The sequence below is a fragment of the Leuconostoc fallax KCTC 3537 genome, assembly GCF_000165675.1.
Classification (GTDB): Bacteria; Bacillota; Bacilli; order Lactobacillales; family Lactobacillaceae; genus Leuconostoc_B; species Leuconostoc_B fallax.
The window spans coordinates 159,757-178,082 of record NZ_AEIZ01000015.1 but is presented as its reverse complement, the minus strand read 5'-3'; the positions used below and the strand labels follow the sequence as shown (position 1 = coordinate 178,082).

The 18,326-nt window shown below is 37.7% G+C and carries 11 protein-coding genes, 2 tRNA genes and 4 pseudogenes; 15 read left to right on the top strand and 2 right to left on the bottom strand.

The genetic code is table 11. The annotated features are described in order from the left end of the window. Positions 1-24: 24 nt before the first annotated feature. Positions 25-375 carry a hypothetical protein gene (locus tag LEUFL_RS0104530; RefSeq protein WP_010007773.1) on the bottom strand — a complete coding sequence of 117 codons (351 nt, stop codon included), beginning with the start codon at positions 373-375 and terminating at the stop codon, positions 25-27. A gap of 515 nt (positions 376-890) precedes the next feature. Here LEUFL_RS0104530 and LEUFL_RS0104520 point away from each other — a divergent pair. The 7 genes and pseudogenes from LEUFL_RS0104520 to tuf all read left to right on the top strand — a co-directional run bounded on the left by LEUFL_RS0104520 (position 891) and on the right by tuf (position 8,225). After that, positions 891-962 (top strand) — tRNA-Asn (locus LEUFL_RS0104520). Between the two features lie 348 nt (positions 963-1,310). Continuing rightward, positions 1,311-2,309, top strand: a pseudogene (holA, locus tag LEUFL_RS11505) (DNA polymerase III subunit delta). Positions 2,310-2,341: 32 nt separating this feature from the next. Then, on the top strand, positions 2,342-3,001 hold the full coding sequence (locus tag LEUFL_RS0104505; protein ID WP_010007770.1) for a VTT domain-containing protein: 660 nt from the start codon (positions 2,342-2,344) through the stop codon (positions 2,999-3,001). Positions 3,002-3,142: 141 nt separating this feature from the next. Further along, positions 3,143-4,009, top strand: a complete 867-nt coding sequence (gene dapA / locus LEUFL_RS0104500; RefSeq protein WP_010007769.1) for a 4-hydroxy-tetrahydrodipicolinate synthase — start codon at positions 3,143-3,145, stop codon at positions 4,007-4,009. Positions 4,010-4,012: 3 nt separating this feature from the next. Next, positions 4,013-5,823 (top strand): annotated as a pseudogene (locus LEUFL_RS11500) (ribonuclease J). 104 nt (positions 5,824-5,927) lie between these two features. Then, positions 5,928-6,866 (top strand): hypothetical protein, encoded by a 939-nt coding sequence (locus LEUFL_RS0104490; protein ID WP_010007768.1) that lies wholly within the window; start codon positions 5,928-5,930, stop codon positions 6,864-6,866. A gap of 171 nt (positions 6,867-7,037) precedes the next feature. Further along, entirely contained in the window at positions 7,038-8,225 is a 1,188-nt protein-coding gene (gene tuf, locus LEUFL_RS0104485) for an elongation factor Tu (RefSeq protein WP_010007766.1), read from the top strand. Between the two features lie 81 nt (positions 8,226-8,306). Here tuf and LEUFL_RS13310 read toward each other — a convergent pair whose 3' ends face one another. Next, entirely contained in the window at positions 8,307-8,432 is a 126-nt protein-coding gene (locus LEUFL_RS13310; protein ID WP_010007764.1) for a hypothetical protein, read from the bottom strand. A 138-nt stretch (positions 8,433-8,570) separates the two neighbouring features. Between LEUFL_RS13310 and LEUFL_RS11495 the strand changes: the two are divergent. The 8 genes and pseudogenes from LEUFL_RS11495 (at position 8,571) to LEUFL_RS0104425 (ending at position 18,301) form a co-directional block, all read left to right on the top strand. Then, positions 8,571-9,302: pseudogene (locus LEUFL_RS11495) on the top strand (amino acid ABC transporter ATP-binding protein). 57 nt (positions 9,303-9,359) lie between these two features. After that, a pseudogene (gene uvrC, locus LEUFL_RS11490) lies at positions 9,360-11,147 on the top strand (excinuclease ABC subunit UvrC). A 127-nt stretch (positions 11,148-11,274) separates the two neighbouring features. Next, entirely contained in the window at positions 11,275-12,591 is a 1,317-nt protein-coding gene (gene obgE, locus LEUFL_RS0104450; protein WP_010007763.1) for a GTPase ObgE, read from the top strand. A gap of 174 nt (positions 12,592-12,765) precedes the next feature. Then, positions 12,766-14,442, top strand: a complete 1,677-nt coding sequence (gene alsS / locus LEUFL_RS0104445; RefSeq protein ID WP_010007762.1) for an acetolactate synthase AlsS — start codon at positions 12,766-12,768, stop codon at positions 14,440-14,442. Positions 14,443-14,479: 37 nt separating this feature from the next. Next, positions 14,480-15,193 carry an acetolactate decarboxylase gene (gene budA / locus LEUFL_RS0104440; protein WP_010007760.1) on the top strand — a complete coding sequence of 238 codons (714 nt, stop codon included), beginning with the start codon at positions 14,480-14,482 and terminating at the stop codon, positions 15,191-15,193. Between the two features lie 137 nt (positions 15,194-15,330). After that, on the top strand, positions 15,331-15,690 hold the full coding sequence (gene rplS, locus LEUFL_RS0104435; protein WP_010007758.1) for a 50S ribosomal protein L19: 360 nt from the start codon (positions 15,331-15,333) through the stop codon (positions 15,688-15,690). A gap of 123 nt (positions 15,691-15,813) precedes the next feature. Next, a tRNA-Glu gene (locus LEUFL_RS0104430) sits at positions 15,814-15,885 on the top strand. Between the two features lie 49 nt (positions 15,886-15,934). Further along, positions 15,935-18,301, top strand: a complete 2,367-nt coding sequence (locus LEUFL_RS0104425; protein WP_033192925.1) for an FtsK/SpoIIIE family DNA translocase — start codon at positions 15,935-15,937, stop codon at positions 18,299-18,301. The last annotated feature ends 25 nt before the right edge of the window (positions 18,302-18,326 follow it).

The following is an 18,326-nucleotide window of genomic DNA, read 5'->3' as shown; positions in this document are numbered from 1 at the left end:
CGGGGTGTTTTTATTTGAATTTCCTTACAAATTATATTTGTGTAAATCAACATCCTCTAAAATAAATGTGAATGTTTTTCCCGTTGGTAGGATACTTTTGAATTCTCTGCCTTGACATTTAATTGCAACTTCATCCGACTGTATATTTTTGATCAGTTGTTTTAAGTCCTCAGCTGTCTCTACGTTACCATTACTGTCGGGTGTAAAAGTTAAAGAATTATTATCAATTTCTATATTGTAGCGATAATTTGATTTCGTATCGTTATTTCCAAGATTGTCGGCTAACAAATTTTTTCTAGTAGAGAAAAGTAAGTCGATATGCTTAATAGGTAGTAGAGCATTATTTAGTTCATATAATATACGTTCTTTTTTCATAGAGTACCTCTCATTGAGGACAATGATACTACTATTTACCTTAAAAAACCGACAACAACTCCTACTAATATATTTTCAAAATTCAGATAACTGTTTTCAATTAAATAAAAAAGCACCTATGAGAAGTAGGTGCTTTAAATGGGAGAGGTTTTGCTTCATAATTAGGAAGGTAAAACCTAGAAGAAATCATCAAGTATTAAGGTACTCGAATGTCTACATTGTATCACTATCATGATATGTTGTGGGGACTTATAGGTGCTTTAATCGTCAAAAATGATTTTATAGAAATGTTTTGATAGTCTCAGGAATATTGAAAAAGGATGCCGTTTACCCACAAGTAACAGAAACACATCAAGAGGCTGATGACACTCGAGCGAAAGCAGAACAGTTAGCTAAGGCACAACAAACAAGCACTAACTGATGCGCAAGCTAAGGTTAATGAAGTACAAAACTGAATTAACCATTGACAACTAATAGGTTTTAAACTAGTATTATTCTCTGTTAGTTGTTTTAATTGCTCCATAGTTCAGCGGTAGAATAACGCACTGTTAATGCGCAGGTCCCTGGTTCGAATCCAGGTGGAGCAGTAATAAAAAAGCACCCAGTCGGATAATTCGGTTGGGTGCTTTTTATTTGGAATAGTATATAATTTCACTGTTAGCGGAGCAAAATCATATTAGGAGAAACCATCAAGCTGGGCTGCTTGACTATCCATAGTGTAGCACTAATTAAATTAATTGAAAAATAAAAGCGCATAATCTGTAAAATATGTACACCTTGCTATCAAATGATTGTACAATCATTAAAAGTGGTATTTATTGGGGTTGGGAAAAAGTTGGGAACAGCTGCCTCTAACACTGATGTATCAGGGTGTGTTATGATAACATATGAATATTTTGGTCATGAGGGCCGTTTTAAGGTGAAATGTCAACAAGATGAATTTAAAACAACTCCAGCAACAAATTGAAAATGATGCAGTGGCCAATTTTTATGTTGTGACTGGTGAAGAAGACGCGTTACTTGCATCAGCTTATCGTTTATTTCAAAGCCTGATAGCTGATGAAGATCGTGATATGAACTTGGCACAATTTGATTTAAGTGAAGTAAATTTAGACACTATGATTAATGACGCGATGTCAATGCCCTTTTTTGGTAATAAAAGAGTGACAATCGTTGATAATCCACAATTTTTGACAGCAACGGCTAAGGTTAATAACCATGACCAGGAGTTGCTATTAAAGCTATTACAACAGCCTAATGCAGAAAACGTAATTGTCTTTTTGTTAAACAATTAAAGTTAGATAAGCGAAAAAATAACAAAATTATTGTTGAAACAAGCTGAAATAGTTGACCTACCTTTGTTAAGTGAAAAGCAATCTCAACAAGCTATCGCTGGCTATTTGTCTCAGCGCAATTATCAAATGACACCAGAAGCAATGACTGAGTTACTAAAACGGACAAATGCCAATTATTCTAACATGCTTAATGAAATGCCAAAGTTATTGGCATTTGCACATAAAGCAAAGAAAATTGAACTATCAACCGTCCAAGCTTTAGTACCAAAAACCTTAACTGCTAATGTCTTTGATCTTGTTAATCATGTTATCCAAGCCAAAGTAGAAGAAGCCTTAGTGTTGTATCGTGATTTATTATTAAGTGGTGAAGCGCCATTGCGCCTCAATGCTGTATTAACTTCTCAATTTAGGTTGCTCTTACAAGTTGCAGGGTTACAGGGTAATGATAATGATATTAGCAAACAGCTTGGTGTCCACCCATATCGTATAAAGTTGGCAAAGCAGTCATTACGACAGTACAAGCTATATGATATTCGTAATGGCTATCTCAAAATGTTGGATATTGAAATCCAACTTAAAACAACACAACATAATCCGGAACGTTTATTTGAATTATTTGTTATGAATTTTTCTAAATAATCACGATATAATAATTTTCTAAGGAATAAGTAATGACTTTTTTGATTGATTTTATTTTACATATTGATACCCACATTTCTAATTTAGTAAGTGCCTTTGGCCCTTGGACCTACTTAATTTTGTTTGCAGTGATATTCATTGAAACCGGCGCCGTGATCATGCCATTTCTTCCAGGAGATTCATTATTATTTGCAGCGGGAGCCATTGCTGCATCACGGCCAGATGTCTTAAATCATTGGGTATTTGGTATCTTGTTTTTTGTTGCTGCTGTTTCTGGTGATTCACTTAATTTTTGGATTGGCCGAACGTTAGGCTACAAAGTGGTTAGGCATCGTTTTTTCGGTAAATTCATTAAAGAAAAGCAAATTAAAGAAACCGAAATGTTCTTCAATAAGAAAGGGGCTAGTTCAATTATTATTGCGCGTTTCTTACCGATTGTGCGGACATTTGTGCCATTTGTTGCAGGGGTTAGTCAATTCTCTTATACGCATTTTTTGAGAAACAATATTATTGCTGCTTTCTTATGGTCTTTAATCGGGACAGGTGCAGGTTATTTGTTTGGTAATATTCCATTTGTTAAGGCACATTTTTCGGTCATTATATTAGGTGTGGCGTTTGTGACGATATTACCAACGATTATTAGTGTCTTGCGTTCAATAGTTATTCAACGTCGGTCTAAATTAACTAAATAAGTTGCACTTTGAGAAGAGATATTGATAATGAATTGACGTGCGATGGCACGTTTTTTGTGCTAAAATGTAACATAAGTGCAGACGAAACAATAAGCAATATAAGCTATCTCATTTAATTTTTTACAGAAAGATTGGAGAAAAATGAAAAAAGCAGAACTTTTAACGGCCATTATTACACCTTTTGATGAACAGAATAAAGTTAACTTTCCAGCTATGGATCGTTTAATGGATGCTCTAATTGAACAGGGATCTGATGGCTTTGTTGTCGGTGGAACCACTGGAGAGTCAGCTACGATGACTCATGACGAACAGCTTGAAGTTTATCGTCATACGGCTGAATATATCAATGGTCGCGTACCTTTAATTGTGGGAACAGGTAGTAATAATACACAGGCATCCATTGACTTTACAAAAGAAGTGAGTCAAATTGATGGTATTGATGCTGCTTTGGTGGTCACACCTTACTACAATAAGCCTAACCAAAAGGGGATGTTGGCACATTTTAGTAAAATTGCTAATGAAGGTGGATTACCGGTTATATTGTATAACATTCCTGGACGTTCAATTGTAAAGTTAGATAATGAAAGTGTGATTGAGCTTGCTAAAAATCCAAACATTATTGGTGTTAAACAGGTAACCTCAGTTGAAGACATTAAGTTTATTGTTGAGAACACAGCGGATGATTTTCTAGTCTATTCGGGAGAGGACGCGCAAGCGTTAGCTGCTAAAAAAGTAGGCGCAAATGGTGTGATTTCAGTTGCAAGTCATGTTGTTGCAAAAGAAATGCATGATATGTATGCTGCATTTGATGCTGGTAATGTTGCAGACGCTGATGCAATAAATGCAGTATTAGTTGATAAAATGAAGGCGGTATTTATGTTGCCTTCACCAGCACCAGTTAAAGCTGCTTTGAACCATATGGGAATGCGTGTTGGAACACCAAGATTACCCATTCTGCCGCTTGATGAGCAGGAAGAAAAACAACTATTTAAGATTTTAGGAATATAATATATGACAGATTTAAGCATTATTCCATTTGGCGGCGTTCGTGAAAATGGTAAAAACATGTATGCGGTAACCGTGCATGACAAAATTTTTATATTAGATGCAGGATTAAAGTATCCCGAAACTGACCAGCTTGGCATTGACGTTGTTGTACCAGATTTTGAATATTTAATTCAACATAAAGAAGACATTGCTGGTGTATTTTTATCTCACGGTCATGCCGATGCTATTGGCGCTTTGCCTTATTTTTTGCAACAAGTCAATGCACCAATATTTGGTTCTGAGTTAACGATTGAATTAGCTAAGTTAGCAATTAAAGATCAAGAAGCACTTAAAGATTATGATGATTATCATGTTGTTAATGCTAAAAGTGAAATTGATTTTGGCGATGTGATTGTATCATTTTTCAGTACGACACACTCTATTCCCGAATCATTGGGAATTGTATTGGGAACAGAATATGGCCAAATTGTCTATACAGGTGATTTTAAGTTCGACCAAACAGCGGAGAGTTATTATCAAACAGATTATGCGCGCTTAGTAGAGGTAGGCCAAAAAAAGGTTTTGGCTTTACTAGGGGACGCTGCTGGTACAGAAAATACAGCAGAATCTGTTAGCGAGTCACACATTGCAGACTACATTTTGGAAACATTCCGAGACAACAAGAAAAAAGAATTATTGTTGCTACGGTAGCTTCTAATATTCAACGTATTCAACAAATTATTGATGCAACAGCCGCAACACGGCGTAAGTTGATTCTTTCAGGAAATGATATTGAAAATGTTGTGCGTACAGCTATTCGTTTGAAAAAGTTGAGATTACCAATTCCGGAAGCTCAATTGTTTGTGAACTTGAAACGATTAAAGGATATTCCAAATCACGAAGCAGTTGTGTTGGAAACTGGGCGAATGGGCGAGCCAATTAAGCATTTAAGTCGCATGGCCAATGGTGAAGATCCTCATGTTAGGATTGGATCAGATGACCTTGTATTTATCACAACGACACCTGCAACTGCCATGGAAGGTGTCGTTGCTAAAACAAGAGATGCATTGTTCAAGCAAGGTGCGGATGTGAAGGCTATCAGTACAGATTTGCGCTCTAGTGGTCATGCTTCTCGCAAAGACTTGCAGTTTATGATTAATATTCTTCATCCAGAATTCTTTATGCCGGTTCAAGGTGAATACCGTGTTATGAATACAGCAAATCATGCTGCCCAAGAAGTTAACATACCTGAGTCTCATATTATGATGGCGATGAAAGGTGATCAATTTAAGTGGCAAGAAGATCATTTCGAATTGAGTGATTCATTCACTGTTGGTGAAACATTGATTGACGGTGCCGGAATTGGTGATATCGGAAATGTTGTTTTGCGTGATCGCAAAATATTATCAGAAGATGGTGTGTTCATATCTGTTGTTACTATTGATCGTAAGAAGAGAGAAGTTGTATCTAAACCGAAACTAACATCTCGTGGCTTTGTATATGTTAAAGCTAATCGTGATTTGATGAAGGAAGCATCTGATTTAACTGTCAAGCAAATTGAAGATTATCTTCAAACAGCAAAGTCTTTTGACTGGAACGACCTAAAGAGCAGTGTGCGTGATGTTTTGTCAAAATTCTTATATGAACAGACACGTCGCCGCCCAATGGTGATGCCTGTGGTTATGGAAGTTAATCAAAATCGTCGTCCTAATCGTCGTCGCGTATCCACAAAAAGATTGAACAAAAGTCGGTTGTTAAACGCGGTAAGGTACCGACGAATAAAAAGAAAAAGTAACACAAAATACACATCAATCGCCTACAACATCTCCCAATAAGCCACATAAAAAAGTAACAAACAAGGAAAATAGTTCAGAGAAAACAAATAGTTAGATATTTGATGAGATTTCAACCAGTTTGCTTAATCTAGAAAGGAGTAAACATGGATGAAAACAAACCTTTAACCCCTGAAATCAAAGCGTTGATGAATCGTTCCCAAACCGAGATAGATCAAGAAAATTGGCATGACGCATCACAGACATTAAGTGAGTTGTATGAATCATTACCAACTTTTGAGGTTAATTATAAGCTTGTAACCACACTATTTATGGATGAGCAATATCAATTAGCAGGTTCTTACGCAGATGATTTTTTGGGTGAATATTTAGAGTATGAAGATAATTTCAGAATGCTTGTCGCCCTATCAGTTAAAACGCAAAACTTTGTTTATGCACATCAGCTGATTATGTTATGGGATGATGGGGATGACGGTAAATTACAACAAACGCTGTTGAATGAAGTAAAAGAGGCTGAAAATAAAGCCAAAGACAAAATGGCAGCGACGTTTCAGACAATTTCGCGTCAATTTTATCACATGAGTGATTATGATATTGCTGAGCAACGTAGTCGATATGAGTCTGCGCGCCATTTGCCAGTTGCTGATTTCATTAAAGGTGCTCGTTTCTTATTATTGGATCCGTATACTTTGCCAGTCATTCGTGCAACATTATTGGATGATTTACAGAAATTAAATATTAATGAAGTCATTCAATATCGTTGGTTAGACAACGATATTTACACGGTTAATTTGTCAGAAATTAATGCTTTGACAGATAACACGGTATTTTTAGATATTGCAAATGAATTAGAACAACAAGTTGGCCAAAATGATCCAAATGCAATGACCGCGTTAACACATGAATTACGTCTAGAGCTAACACTTTTATATCCACGTATAGCAGAAGTGATTACCGATGCAAAGCAGTGGGTTGCTGTTAGTTTGTCACATTATTATCAAAGAAGTATGCCAGACGAGCCCAAACAGCAGTCAGAATGGCATCACAAAGTATTACAGATGACGATGAACATTTTCAAAAATTAGTTTGAAAATGAGTTTACATTCTCTTAATAAGTCGATATAATACTATTTGGCTGCGGAAGCCGCAAAAAATGCAAGCTTTTAATATTGTCTTTTAATTGTTTGCGTTGTAAAATAATCTTATAAACATTTTGTGGAATTTAATTGCAAAATGAAATTTTGGAGGAAACTACATTGGCTAAGGAAACTTACGTTCGAACTAAGCCCCACGTTAATATTGGAACTATTGGTCACGTCGATCATGGAAAGACAACTTTGACTGCTGCTATCTCAAAAGTATTGTCAGATAAGGGATTGTCACAAGCAACTGATTTTGCTGCTATCGATAATGCGCCTGAAGAAAAAGAGCGTGGTATCACTATCAACACTTCACACGTTGAATATGAGACTGAAAAGCGTCATTATGCTCATATCGATGCCCCAGGTCACGCGGATTATGTTAAAAACATGATCACTGGTGCCGCTCAAATGGATGGTGCCATCTTGGTTGTTGCTGCAACTGATGGTCCTATGCCACAAACACGTGAACATATCTTGTTGGCACGTCAAGTTGGTGTTGACTACCTTGTTGTGTTCTTGAACAAGACTGATTTGGTTGATGATGAAGAATTAGTTGACTTGGTTGAGATGGAAGTTCGCGAATTGTTGAGCGAATATGATTTCCCAGGTGACGATATTCCTGTTATCAAGGGTTCAGCTTTGAAGGCTTTGGAAGGTGATCCTGAACAAGTTAAGGTCATCGAAGAATTGATGGATACTGTTGATGCATACATTCCAGAACCAGCACGTGAAACTGACAAGCCTTTCTTGATGCCTGTCGAAGACGTATTTACAATCACTGGTCGTGGTACAGTTGCTTCAGGTCGTGTTGACCGTGGTGTCTTGACTACTGGTACAGAAATTGAAATCGTTGGTTTGCATGACGAAGTTAAGAAGACTACTGTAACAGGTATCGAAATGTTCCGTAAGACTTTGGATGAAGCTCAAGCGGGTGATAACATTGGTGCATTGTTGCGTGGTGTTGACCGTAACGAAATCGAACGTGGCCAAGTTTTGGCAAAGCCAGGTTCAATTCACACACACAAGAAGTTCAAGGCCGAAGTCTATGTTTTGACTAAGGAAGAAGGTGGACGTCATACACCATTCTTCACTAACTACCGTCCACAATTCTACTTCCACACAACTGATGTTACAGGTGTTGTTGAATTGCCAACAGGTGTTGAAATGGTTATGCCTGGTGACCAAGTGACATTCGAAATCGAATTGATCGCACCAGTTGCCATCGAATTAGGTTTGAAGTTTACTGTTCGTGAAGGTGGCCACACTGTTGGTGCCGGAACTGTTACAGAAATCGAAGACTAATAACATCAAAAAGTACGTTTAATTACGTGCTTTTTTGTTATAAAAAAGCATGCGCGATAAGCACATACTTTCTTTTATATTTTAATTATTTATTTTTTGTCCAAGTGCCTTTTGACGCTTGTCATTTTCGTCATCACTTTTAGGTAAAGAAATAATGCTGTCTAATGTGTTGTTCAAATGTTCTTCTTGATTGATAATCTTAGCCATAGCAAGCCTCCAGTTCATTTTGATATAATCAAAATTTTATGCAATAATATACAAGGTATTCATGCTTATATGTATATTATACATACTATAGAATTTATTTGCTATACTAATAATCAGTAAATAGATGTGGAGCTCATTATGACAGAATTATTGAAAATACAAAATTAAAAAACAGTATGGTGAAAAAGTTATTTTTGATAACGTTAATGTTAACGTTACATCTGGAGAAGTTATTGCGGTCATTGGGCCGTCTGGTGCTGGTAAATCGACATTTTTACGGGCAATTAATATGTTGGATGCGCCAACTAGCGGTAAAGTTTTATTTGAAGATACTGATTTGACGCAGTTAAATGATAAACAGCTCGATAAATTACGTGAGAAGATGGGAATGGTTTTCCAAAGTTTCAATCTTTTTCCTAATTTAACGGTCCTTGAAAATATTAAACTAGCGCCGCTTAAAGTAAAGAATGAGTCTAATGATGTTGCAACTGAAACAGCTAAAAACTATTAGCACAAGTTGGCTTGTCAGATAAAGCTGATATGTATCCAGCTAGTTTGTCTGGTGGGCAACAGCAGCGTGTCGCAATTGCTCGTGCGTTGGCAATGTCACCTGATGTGTTATTGTTTGACGAACCAACTAGTGCATTAGATCCAGAAATGGTTGGTGAGGTGTTGTCAGTTATGAAGGAATTAGCAGAAGCCGGTATGACGATGATTGTTGTGACACACGAAATGGGCTTTGCAAAAGAAGTCGCTGATTCGGTTTGGTTTATGGCAGATGGTGGCATTCAAGAGATTGCTTCACCAAATGACTTTTTTAGCGCACCTAAAACAGAACGTGCTAAGGATTTCTTAGAAAAAATAGTATAAGCTAATTTTAACGTCCAGAAGGGCGTTTTTTATTTGGACTCATTGTATAATAGAGTTATGCTAGCTGGTATTTCACAACATATCGAACAAAAGCTTGCCTTGCTCCCTAATGAGCCAGGTTCTTATCAGATGAAAGATGAAACTGATAAAATCATTTATGTAGGTAAAGCTAAAAATCTTAAAAACAGAGTTCGTTCATATTTTAAACAGGATCATACAGGAAAAACTGCAGAATTAGTCAGTAAAATTATTGATTTTGATTTTATTGTGACAAATTCTGATAAAGAAGCTTTTTTACTGGAAAATGAATTAATTAAAAATATAAGCCTTATTATAATATTCGTCTGAAGTATGGTACAGGCTATCCTTATATTAAAATCACATATGAATTAAATCCGAAAATGGCGTTGGTTAATGAGGTTAAAAAAGATCGAGGCTTTTATTTTGGCCCTTATCCTAATGTTTATGCTGCACAAGAAACACTAAGATTTTTAGAAAAAATTATCCTTTACGGCGATGCAATGGTTACCAAGGAAGACCTTGTTTGTATTACAATATGGGACAATGCCTTGGTGCTTGTTGGCGTGAAGTACCGCAAGTGGAGTATCAAAATCAAATTCAAAAAATTAAGCGTTTCTTGAATGGTGATACAAAAGAAGTTAAACAAGCTATCACGCGAAACATGATTTTAGCGGCTGAAAATTTAGAATTTGAACGGGCTGCTGATTTAAGAGACCAGCTACACTATATTGATGAAACTGTTGAAAGCCAAAGGGTATTATCAAAGGATACAACACCACGAGACTTGTTTAATTTTTATATGGATAAAGGATGGATGACAGTAGAAGTATTCTTTTTGCGTCAAGCACGACTTATTCGTCAATTTAAACAGACGTTTGCAGTTATCGGTGATGCAAATGAAGAACTGACAAGTTTTATCCAGCAATTTTATTTGCAAAAAATATTCAAAAGCCACGTGAAATTTTGGTGCCAACTGGTATCGATGATAAGACGTTATCCAGTGCATTAGGTGTACCAATTAGGACACCACAGCGTGGTGAAAAAAGGCATTAATGGATCTAGCCCAAAAAATGCTAAAATCGCATTAGAAGAAAAGTTTAGGCTGTTAACACTCAATGAACAAAAAACAGTTGGTGCGATGAAGCAAATTACTGATGCTTTGGACATTCCAATGGGACATCGTATTGAGGCGTTTGACCATTCACATACACAAGGCACAGATATCGTGAGTGCGATGGTTGTATTTGAAGATGGTAAACCCAATAAAAAGCTCTACCGTAAATTTAAAATTAAAAGTGTCGCACATTCAGATGAATGGGCAGAAACACAAGAAGTCATTCGGCGACGATACTCACGATTACTAAAAGAAGGTAAACCATTACCAGATTTAATCTTAATGGATGGCGGTGAGATACAATTACATGCCGCTAAAGAAGTTTTGGAAGATGAATTGGGTTTAAGTATTCCAGTTGCAGCAATGGTTAAGAATATTAAACATCGAACGGCTGATTTAATTAATGGTAAAACGAAAGCAATTGTGACGCTAGATAAACAAAGCGAGGGATTTTTTTAGTACAACGTATTCAAGATGAAGTACATCGTTTTGCGATTAGTTTCCATCGGCAATTACGCTCAAAACATTCACTGGCGTCAAGACTTGATACGATTCAAGGTGTTGGACCCAAAACAAGACAAAAACTTTTGCGTCACTTTGGGTCACTATCAAAAATTGCCAATGCTTCCGTTGAAGAGTTATCAGCAATAGGTGTTAATGAGAAGTTAGCCAGGGTGATTCAACTTTCTTTGAATACAAACAAAGAATAAATAGTTGAGTTATGTTAAACTGGATAAGGCAATATTCGCATATTCTACCAAGTAGATGAAATAAGGAGAAATGTAGTGATAATGACTGCAGTAGTGTAGCTATTATCATACAAGTTAAATAATTATTATGGCATTTGTTGATCAAGCACAAATAGAAGTAAAAGCAGGTAAAGGCGGCGATGGTATCGTTTCTTTTCGTCACGAAAAGTTCGTGGCTATGGGAGGACCGTTTGGTGGTGACGGCGGTCATGGCGGTAGCATTATTTTTAGAGTTGATGAGGGACTAAGAACCTTAATGGACTTTCGTTATAATCGTCATTTCAAGGCGCAACCAGGTGGCAATGGCGGTACGAAAGGCATGACAGGCGCTTCTGCACAAGATCGTTATATTAAAGTACCCCAGGGGACAACTGTTACGGATGCAGATACCGGTAAAGTTTTGGGTGATTTACTTGAAAATGGTCAAGAACTTGTTGTCGCTAAAGGCGGTCGAGGCGGTCGAGGGAATATTCATTTTGCAACACCTGCCAATCCAGCACCAGAATTGTCTGAAAATGGTGAACCTGGGCAAGTCTTTAATTTAAAGCTAGAGTTGAAAGTATTGGCTGATGTTGGTTTGGTTGGTTTCCCTTCCGCTGGTAAATCAACTTTGCTGTCTGTTGTATCAAATGCAAAACCTAAGGTAGCAGCTTATCATTTTACAACATTGTCACCAAATATTGGTATGGTTCGTTTAGATGATCATAATGATTTTGTCATGGCAGATTTGCCAGGATTGATTGAAGGTGCATCACAGGGGATTGGTCTAGGTTTCCAATTCCTAAGACACGTTGAACGAACGCGAGTGATTCTTCATTTGGTTGATATGAGTGGTATTGAAGGAGAGGATCCTTACCAACAGTATCGCAGAATTTTATCTGAATTAGAGCAGTACGATCGTACTATATTAGATCGGCCACAAATTGTTGTGCCAACTAAAATGGATATGCCGGATAGTGAAGAAAATCTAAAAACATTTACGGAACAAGTAACGGCAGAGTCTGGATTGTCAACTGTACCTAAAATAATGCCAATATCAGCAATGACACGGACGGGTGTTGATAGTTTGATGCGTGAAACGGCTAATCTTTTGGCAACAGCACCATCACCAGAAGTTTATCAACCAGAAGTCGCACCAGTTGATGAGAAGGTTTATAAATTTGAGCCAGAACAACATGACTTTAAGGTTGAATGGGTAGAAGAAGAAGAAAAGTGGTTGTTGAGTGGGGATGAAATTGAAAAACTGTTCAAGATGACCAATCTCCAACGAGAAGCAACGATTATGCGTTTTGCCCGTCAATTACGCCACATTGGTGTAGATGATGCTTTGCGTGAAGCAGGAGCAAAGGATGGCGATAATGTTCGGATTAATAATAGTGATTTCGTCTTTGAATTTAGTGATTAATTGAATATTGAGATAAAAGACAGTTCAAGATTGTGAACTGTCTTTTATATTGTGAATTTTTGATCATTGATACTACAGTACTTTTCACAAAAAAATGTTTAAAAGTTAGTGAAAAGTGCTATTATTAAAGGCAATAAGTATTAAATATCAAAAATAATGATTGGACTGATACAAATGAACGAAATAAAAAGATATGGTGCAGATGTTGTTGTTGAAAGTTTAGTGAATCATGGTGTTGAAGTTGTCTTTGGTATTCCTGGCGCAAAAATTGATCGCTTGTTTGAAACTTTAGAGCATCCTAATGCTGGACAAAAAGTACCAAAATTAATTGTGACGCGTCATGAACAAAATGCGGTTTTCATGGCACAAGCTTATGCAAGAATTACTGGTAAAACAGGTGTTGTTTTAGTTACCTCAGGACCAGGTGTTGGTAATTTAGCAACGGGGTTAATGACAGCAACAGCTGAAGGTGATCCGGTACTTGCTATTGGCGGTCAAGTACCACGAAAAGACTTGTATCGTTTAACACACCAATCAACAAAATCAACAGCATTATTTGAACCAATCACGAATTTTAGTTCAGAAATTCAAGATCCTAATAATATATCAGAAATTATTGCTAATGCTTTTGTTGCAGCTAATGGTGCGAAAAAAGGTGCTGCTTTTGTTTCTTTGCCACAAGATATTGACGATGCTGAAGTGGATACACCAGTATTGCCAGTTATGCCAGAAATTTCAATGGGATCAGCAAATGATCGAGATTTAAACTGGTTAGCTGACAAAGTGAAATCAGCCGTGTTACCAGTTATTTTAATTGGCGCACGTGGTTCTGACGACGAGACGGTCATTGCTTTACAAAGTTTATTGAAAGAAACACAAATTCCTGTTGTTGAGACGTTCCAAGGTGCTGGTGTGATTTCTAGAGAATTAGAAAAAACTGCGTACTATGGGCGAATTGGATTGTTCCGTAATCAGGTTGGTGATAAGCTGTTGCATCAATCGGATTTGGTAATCACGGTTGGCTATGATGCAATTGAATATGAGCCACGCAATTGGAATAAAGAACAGCAACTCAATATTGTAGCCATCGATACTTTTCCAGTTCAAATTGATAATCATTTTGTGCCACAAAGGCAACTTATCGGCAAGCTTAGCGAAATTTTGAATGCATTAAAACAGGCTATTGTGGGCTATCAACTCGGGTCTAATAGTTTAGAGACACTAAAAGCTTTGAAACAACAATTGATAGCGTCAGATGAACCTAACTACACACCAGCTGTAGATCATTTGAATCATCCTTTAGATGTCATTCGCGCACTACAATCACATATTACCGATGATATGACAGTGACAACCGATGTTGGCTCTCATTATATTTGGATGGCGCGTCATTTTAAATCTTATGTTGCACGACATTTCTTAATTTCTAATGGTATGCAAACTTTGGGTGTCGGATTACCTTGGGCGATGGCAGCGGCAATGGTAAGGCCACAGGCAAAGGCAGTATCCGTTTCTGGTGATGGTGGTTTCTTCTTTAGCGCGATGGAATTAGAAACGGCAGTACGTTTGAAGTTAAATACGGTGCATATTGTTTGGAATGATAATGCACATTATGACATGGTAAAATTCCAAGAAGAAATGAAATACGATGGCCAATCGGCCGGCGTTGATTTTGGTCCAATTGACATTGTTAAATATGCGCAAAGTTTTGGTGCCAAAGGATTACGGGTGACGAGTCCGCATCAACTGGATGCGATTTTTGATGAGGCTTTTGCGACGAACGGACCAGTTGTGGTCGATGTACCTGTCGATTACTCACATAATGCTGAATTAGGCATGAATTTGCTTTAATAACATTGCATGGAATTTAGAAGAAAGAGCGCATAAAATGACAAAGTTATATGAACACGGGACACTAGCCATGCTCATGGACGGCATGATGGATGGGACTATGACATTAGCTGATTTAATGACACATGGTGATACTGGCATTGGTACGTTGACTGGGACGAATGGTGAATTGACCATTCTTGATGGCGAAGTTTATCATGCGAAGAGTGATGGTGAGGTCGTCCATATAACTGATTTAACAGTTGCGACGCCATTTTCTTCTGTGCACTTCAATGAACCCACAGTTATGTTAGCGTTTGATGTAGTCGATGCACAGTCATTGACAGCCCATTTGGGTGACCATGATTTAGCGAATGTATTTTCTGGTATCAAGTTGCATGGGACGTTCCAGCATATTCATGTGCGTGTTGCCAAAGAGCAGTCTCAACCTTATCCATCATTACTGGACGTCGCTGAGGGGCAAGCCGAGTTTCAAGCGCGTGATATAACGGGAACTCTGGTTGGCTACTATGCACCTGAAATTTTTGCTGGACCAACAACAGCTGGTTGGCATATTCATTTTATTAGTGATGATAAGCAGTTTGCAGGGCATGTATTAGATTTTTATGCATCCCAGTTGAAAGGATCGTTACAAATATTTGATGATTTTGTGCAACATTTACCGGTAGATAATCAGAGTTTTAGAAAAATGAAGCAAAATATGAATGGATTGAAAGAAAATATTGCCAAATCAGAGGGTGGACATCATTAATAGATGTTGCTGTGATTTAGCTAGACAATATGACTTATTTTTGTTAGAATTAAATTTGGCTATATGCCATATTAACGATAATCCGCTGTGCGTTTAGCCTAAGGGCAAGTATAAGATTGTCGACTAGGAGAATGACAATGCGTCAGAACAAAATTTTAGAGAATGTAACTTCATCACAATTGCGTAGCGATATTCCTGATTTCCGTGCCGGAGATACAGTTAAAGTATACGCACGTATTGTTGAAGGTTCACGTGAACGTGTGCAGTTATTTGAAGGTGTTGTGATTAAGCGTAAGGGTGCGGGTATCCAAGCTACTTATACTGTTCGTAAGATTTCTTCAGGTGTGGGTGTGGAACGTACTTTCCCATTGCATTCACCACGTGTTGATAAGATTGAAGTAACACGTCATGGTCGTGTACGTCGTGCAAAGTTGTACTACTTGCGTGCCCTACAAGGTAAGGCAGCTCGTATTCAAGAACGTCGTCGTGATGTTTAATTAATTGAGCTGAAAATCATCCATTTTTAATGGGTGATTTTTTATTTAAATAAAAGCTTGACGTTATCTAAAATTCTTGGTATTCTTATATAGTTGTTTGATACGAACAACGTAATTGACCATGGCTCGTTGGTCAAGTGGCTAAGACGCTGCCCTTTCACGGCGGAATCGAGAGTTCGATTCTCTCACGAGCTACTAACAAACCGTTGCACATTGGTGTAGCGGTTTTTTGTTTGGTAGAATATTGAGTAGAGGTACATATTTTGACACAAAGAAGACGTACAAGTTCAAAAAGAAAACAACTCGAACAAGGAATAAAGGGTCGCAAGACCATAAAATTACGCAAACCATTTGGTTGTTAATTGGTATTCTAGTCAGTGTACTTGGAATCTTTCAATTAGGATTAGTTGGTGTATATGTTGCCGACATTGTACGATTTTTCACGGGTAATTTATATATTGCTTGTTTAGCACCGTTGAGCATTTACTTAATTTACATCTTATTATTTAGACAACGCCCAAAAATAGCTGGTCATTATTGGTTAGGGGCAATAATGGGACTTATATCCTTGCTGACGATATCCTCTTTAATGCTTTTCACGCAAACACTAAAGGTTGAGGGGGGTTATGCCTCAGAAGTCATCCGGATTATTGGACAAGATTTTATGACACAATCAGCTAAAACTCCTGTAGGTGGGGGTATGATTGGTGCGTTATGTTATCAAGTTTTGCAGATGTTGGTTGCAAATATTGGTACCTGGATTTTGTCAATACTACTACTAATGAGTGGTGTTATTGTATTTTTCCGTATACCAGCACGTGATATTGCACAATTAGGATTAGAAAAAGTCAAGCAGATATTCTTAGCATGGCAAGATAAGCGGCAACAACAGACGAAATCTAAATCTGATCGGAAACAAAAAGATACAGCTGATGCAACGCCGGTTCGTGCTTCAAATACTGTTAACATGAGACCATCTAGCAAAACAGTACCTGATGATGAGGTGGCAACAACTGAATTCACACAACCTGAAATTAAATGGAATCGGCCAACGCCAGAGCCAGAGGCATCCATGGCGCCAAGTTTATCAAATGAAAAAGAAAATAAAACATCAGCCGATGATGATATAACGTTAGCAACGGAAATTTCAAGCAATGATAATCCAGATTATCAACTGCCTAATCCAGAATTGTTAACACCAATTCCACCAACAGATCAAACAGCAGAGTTTAATCAATTGACTGAAAAATCGCGTATCGTACATGACACTTTGAAAAGTTTCAATATTGATGCGGAAGTCACTAGTGTTTCACTTGGACCAACTGTGACACAGTATGAATTAAAACCAGCTGTCGGAGTGAAAGTATCACGCATTGCTAATTTAGCTGATGACTTAGCAATGGCCTTGGCAGCCAAATCAATTCGAATTGAAGCACCTATTCCAGGAAAGCCATATGTTGGCATTGAAGTCCCCAACGAAACACAAGCAACTGTTGGTTTTCGTGATATGGTTGAAAGTGCGCCACAAAATAATAAACCATTGACAGTACCTTTGGGTCGTGATGTTACGGGTAATATTATTATGGCGGATTTACAGGCGATGCCGCATTTATTGATTGCCGGATCCACAGGATCAGGAAAATCTGTTGCTATTAATGGAATCATTGCCTCGCTATTACTAAAGGCCAAGCCCAATGAAGTGAAATTGATGATGGTAGATCCTAAAAAGGTTGAATTATCAGTTTACAATGGAATTCCACATTTATTGACACCAGTGGTGTCTGAACCGCGAAAAGCAGCCAAGGCATTACAAAAAGTTGTGACCGAGATGGAACGTCGTTATGAATTATTTGCGCAATTTGGTATGCGAAATATTGCAGGGTATAACAAAGCGGTTGACCAACAAAATGAACAAAAGCCAGAAACAACAGATACGGTAATGCAAAGGATGCCTTACATCGTTGCAATTGTTGATGAGTTAGCTGATTTAATGATGACGGTTTCTGGGGAAGTGGAACCAGCTATCATTCGTATTGCACAGATGGGGCGTGCAGCCGGTATTCACTTAATCTTAGCAACACAGCGTCCATCTGTTGATGTTATTACGGGTCTAATTAAAGCCAATGTACCAAGTCGTGTTGCTTTTGCTGTTTCTTCAGGAACAGATTCACGGACAATTCTTGACGCTAATGGTGCTGAAAAATTGCTTGGACGTGGAGATATGATTTTTGCACCGTTAGGTAAGGTGCCACAACGTGTGCAGGGTGCTTTTATTAGTGATAGTGACGTTGAAAACTTAGTTGATTTTGTTAAGAGCCAACAAGAGGCTGAATATGTTGAAAGTATGACAGTTACAGATGAAGAAGTTGAACAGAATGGTCAAAATTCAGCAGCGAATAGTGAAGATGAGTTATTCCAAGATGCATTGAACTTTGTCATTCAGCAACAAAAAGCATCTACATCACTATTGCAAAGGCGTTTTCGTATTGGGTATAATCGTGCCGCACGGTTAATTGATGATTTGGAGTCAGGTGGTTATATTGGCCCAGCAGATGGATCAAGACCACGGCATGTCAATATACAAGATGGTAGTTCGGGTACAGAACATTAAAAAAAGAGATAGGCAATCTGCCTAT

Bases quoted from the DNA above. Each gene is read 5' to 3' on its own strand.
- LEUFL_RS0104530 (WP_010007773.1), bottom strand. From the start codon at position 375: ATGAAAAAAGAACGTATATTATATGAACTAAATAATGCTCTACTACCT.
- LEUFL_RS0104490 (WP_010007768.1), top strand. From the start codon at position 5,928: ATGGATGAAAACAAACCTTTAACCCCTGAAATCAAAGCGTTGATGAAT.
- budA (WP_010007760.1), top strand. From the start codon at position 14,480: ATGACAAAGTTATATGAACACGGGACACTAGCCATGCTCATGGACGGC.
- rplS (WP_010007758.1), top strand. From the start codon at position 15,331: ATGCGTCAGAACAAAATTTTAGAGAATGTAACTTCATCACAATTGCGT.
- LEUFL_RS0104505 (WP_010007770.1), top strand. From the start codon at position 2,342: ATGACTTTTTTGATTGATTTTATTTTACATATTGATACCCACATTTCT.
- LEUFL_RS13310 (WP_010007764.1), bottom strand. From the start codon at position 8,432: ATGGCTAAGATTATCAATCAAGAAGAACATTTGAACAACACATTAGAC.
- dapA (WP_010007769.1), top strand. From the start codon at position 3,143: ATGAAAAAAGCAGAACTTTTAACGGCCATTATTACACCTTTTGATGAA.
- alsS (WP_010007762.1), top strand. From the start codon at position 12,766: ATGAACGAAATAAAAAGATATGGTGCAGATGTTGTTGTTGAAAGTTTA.
- obgE (WP_010007763.1), top strand. From the start codon at position 11,275: ATGGCATTTGTTGATCAAGCACAAATAGAAGTAAAAGCAGGTAAAGGC.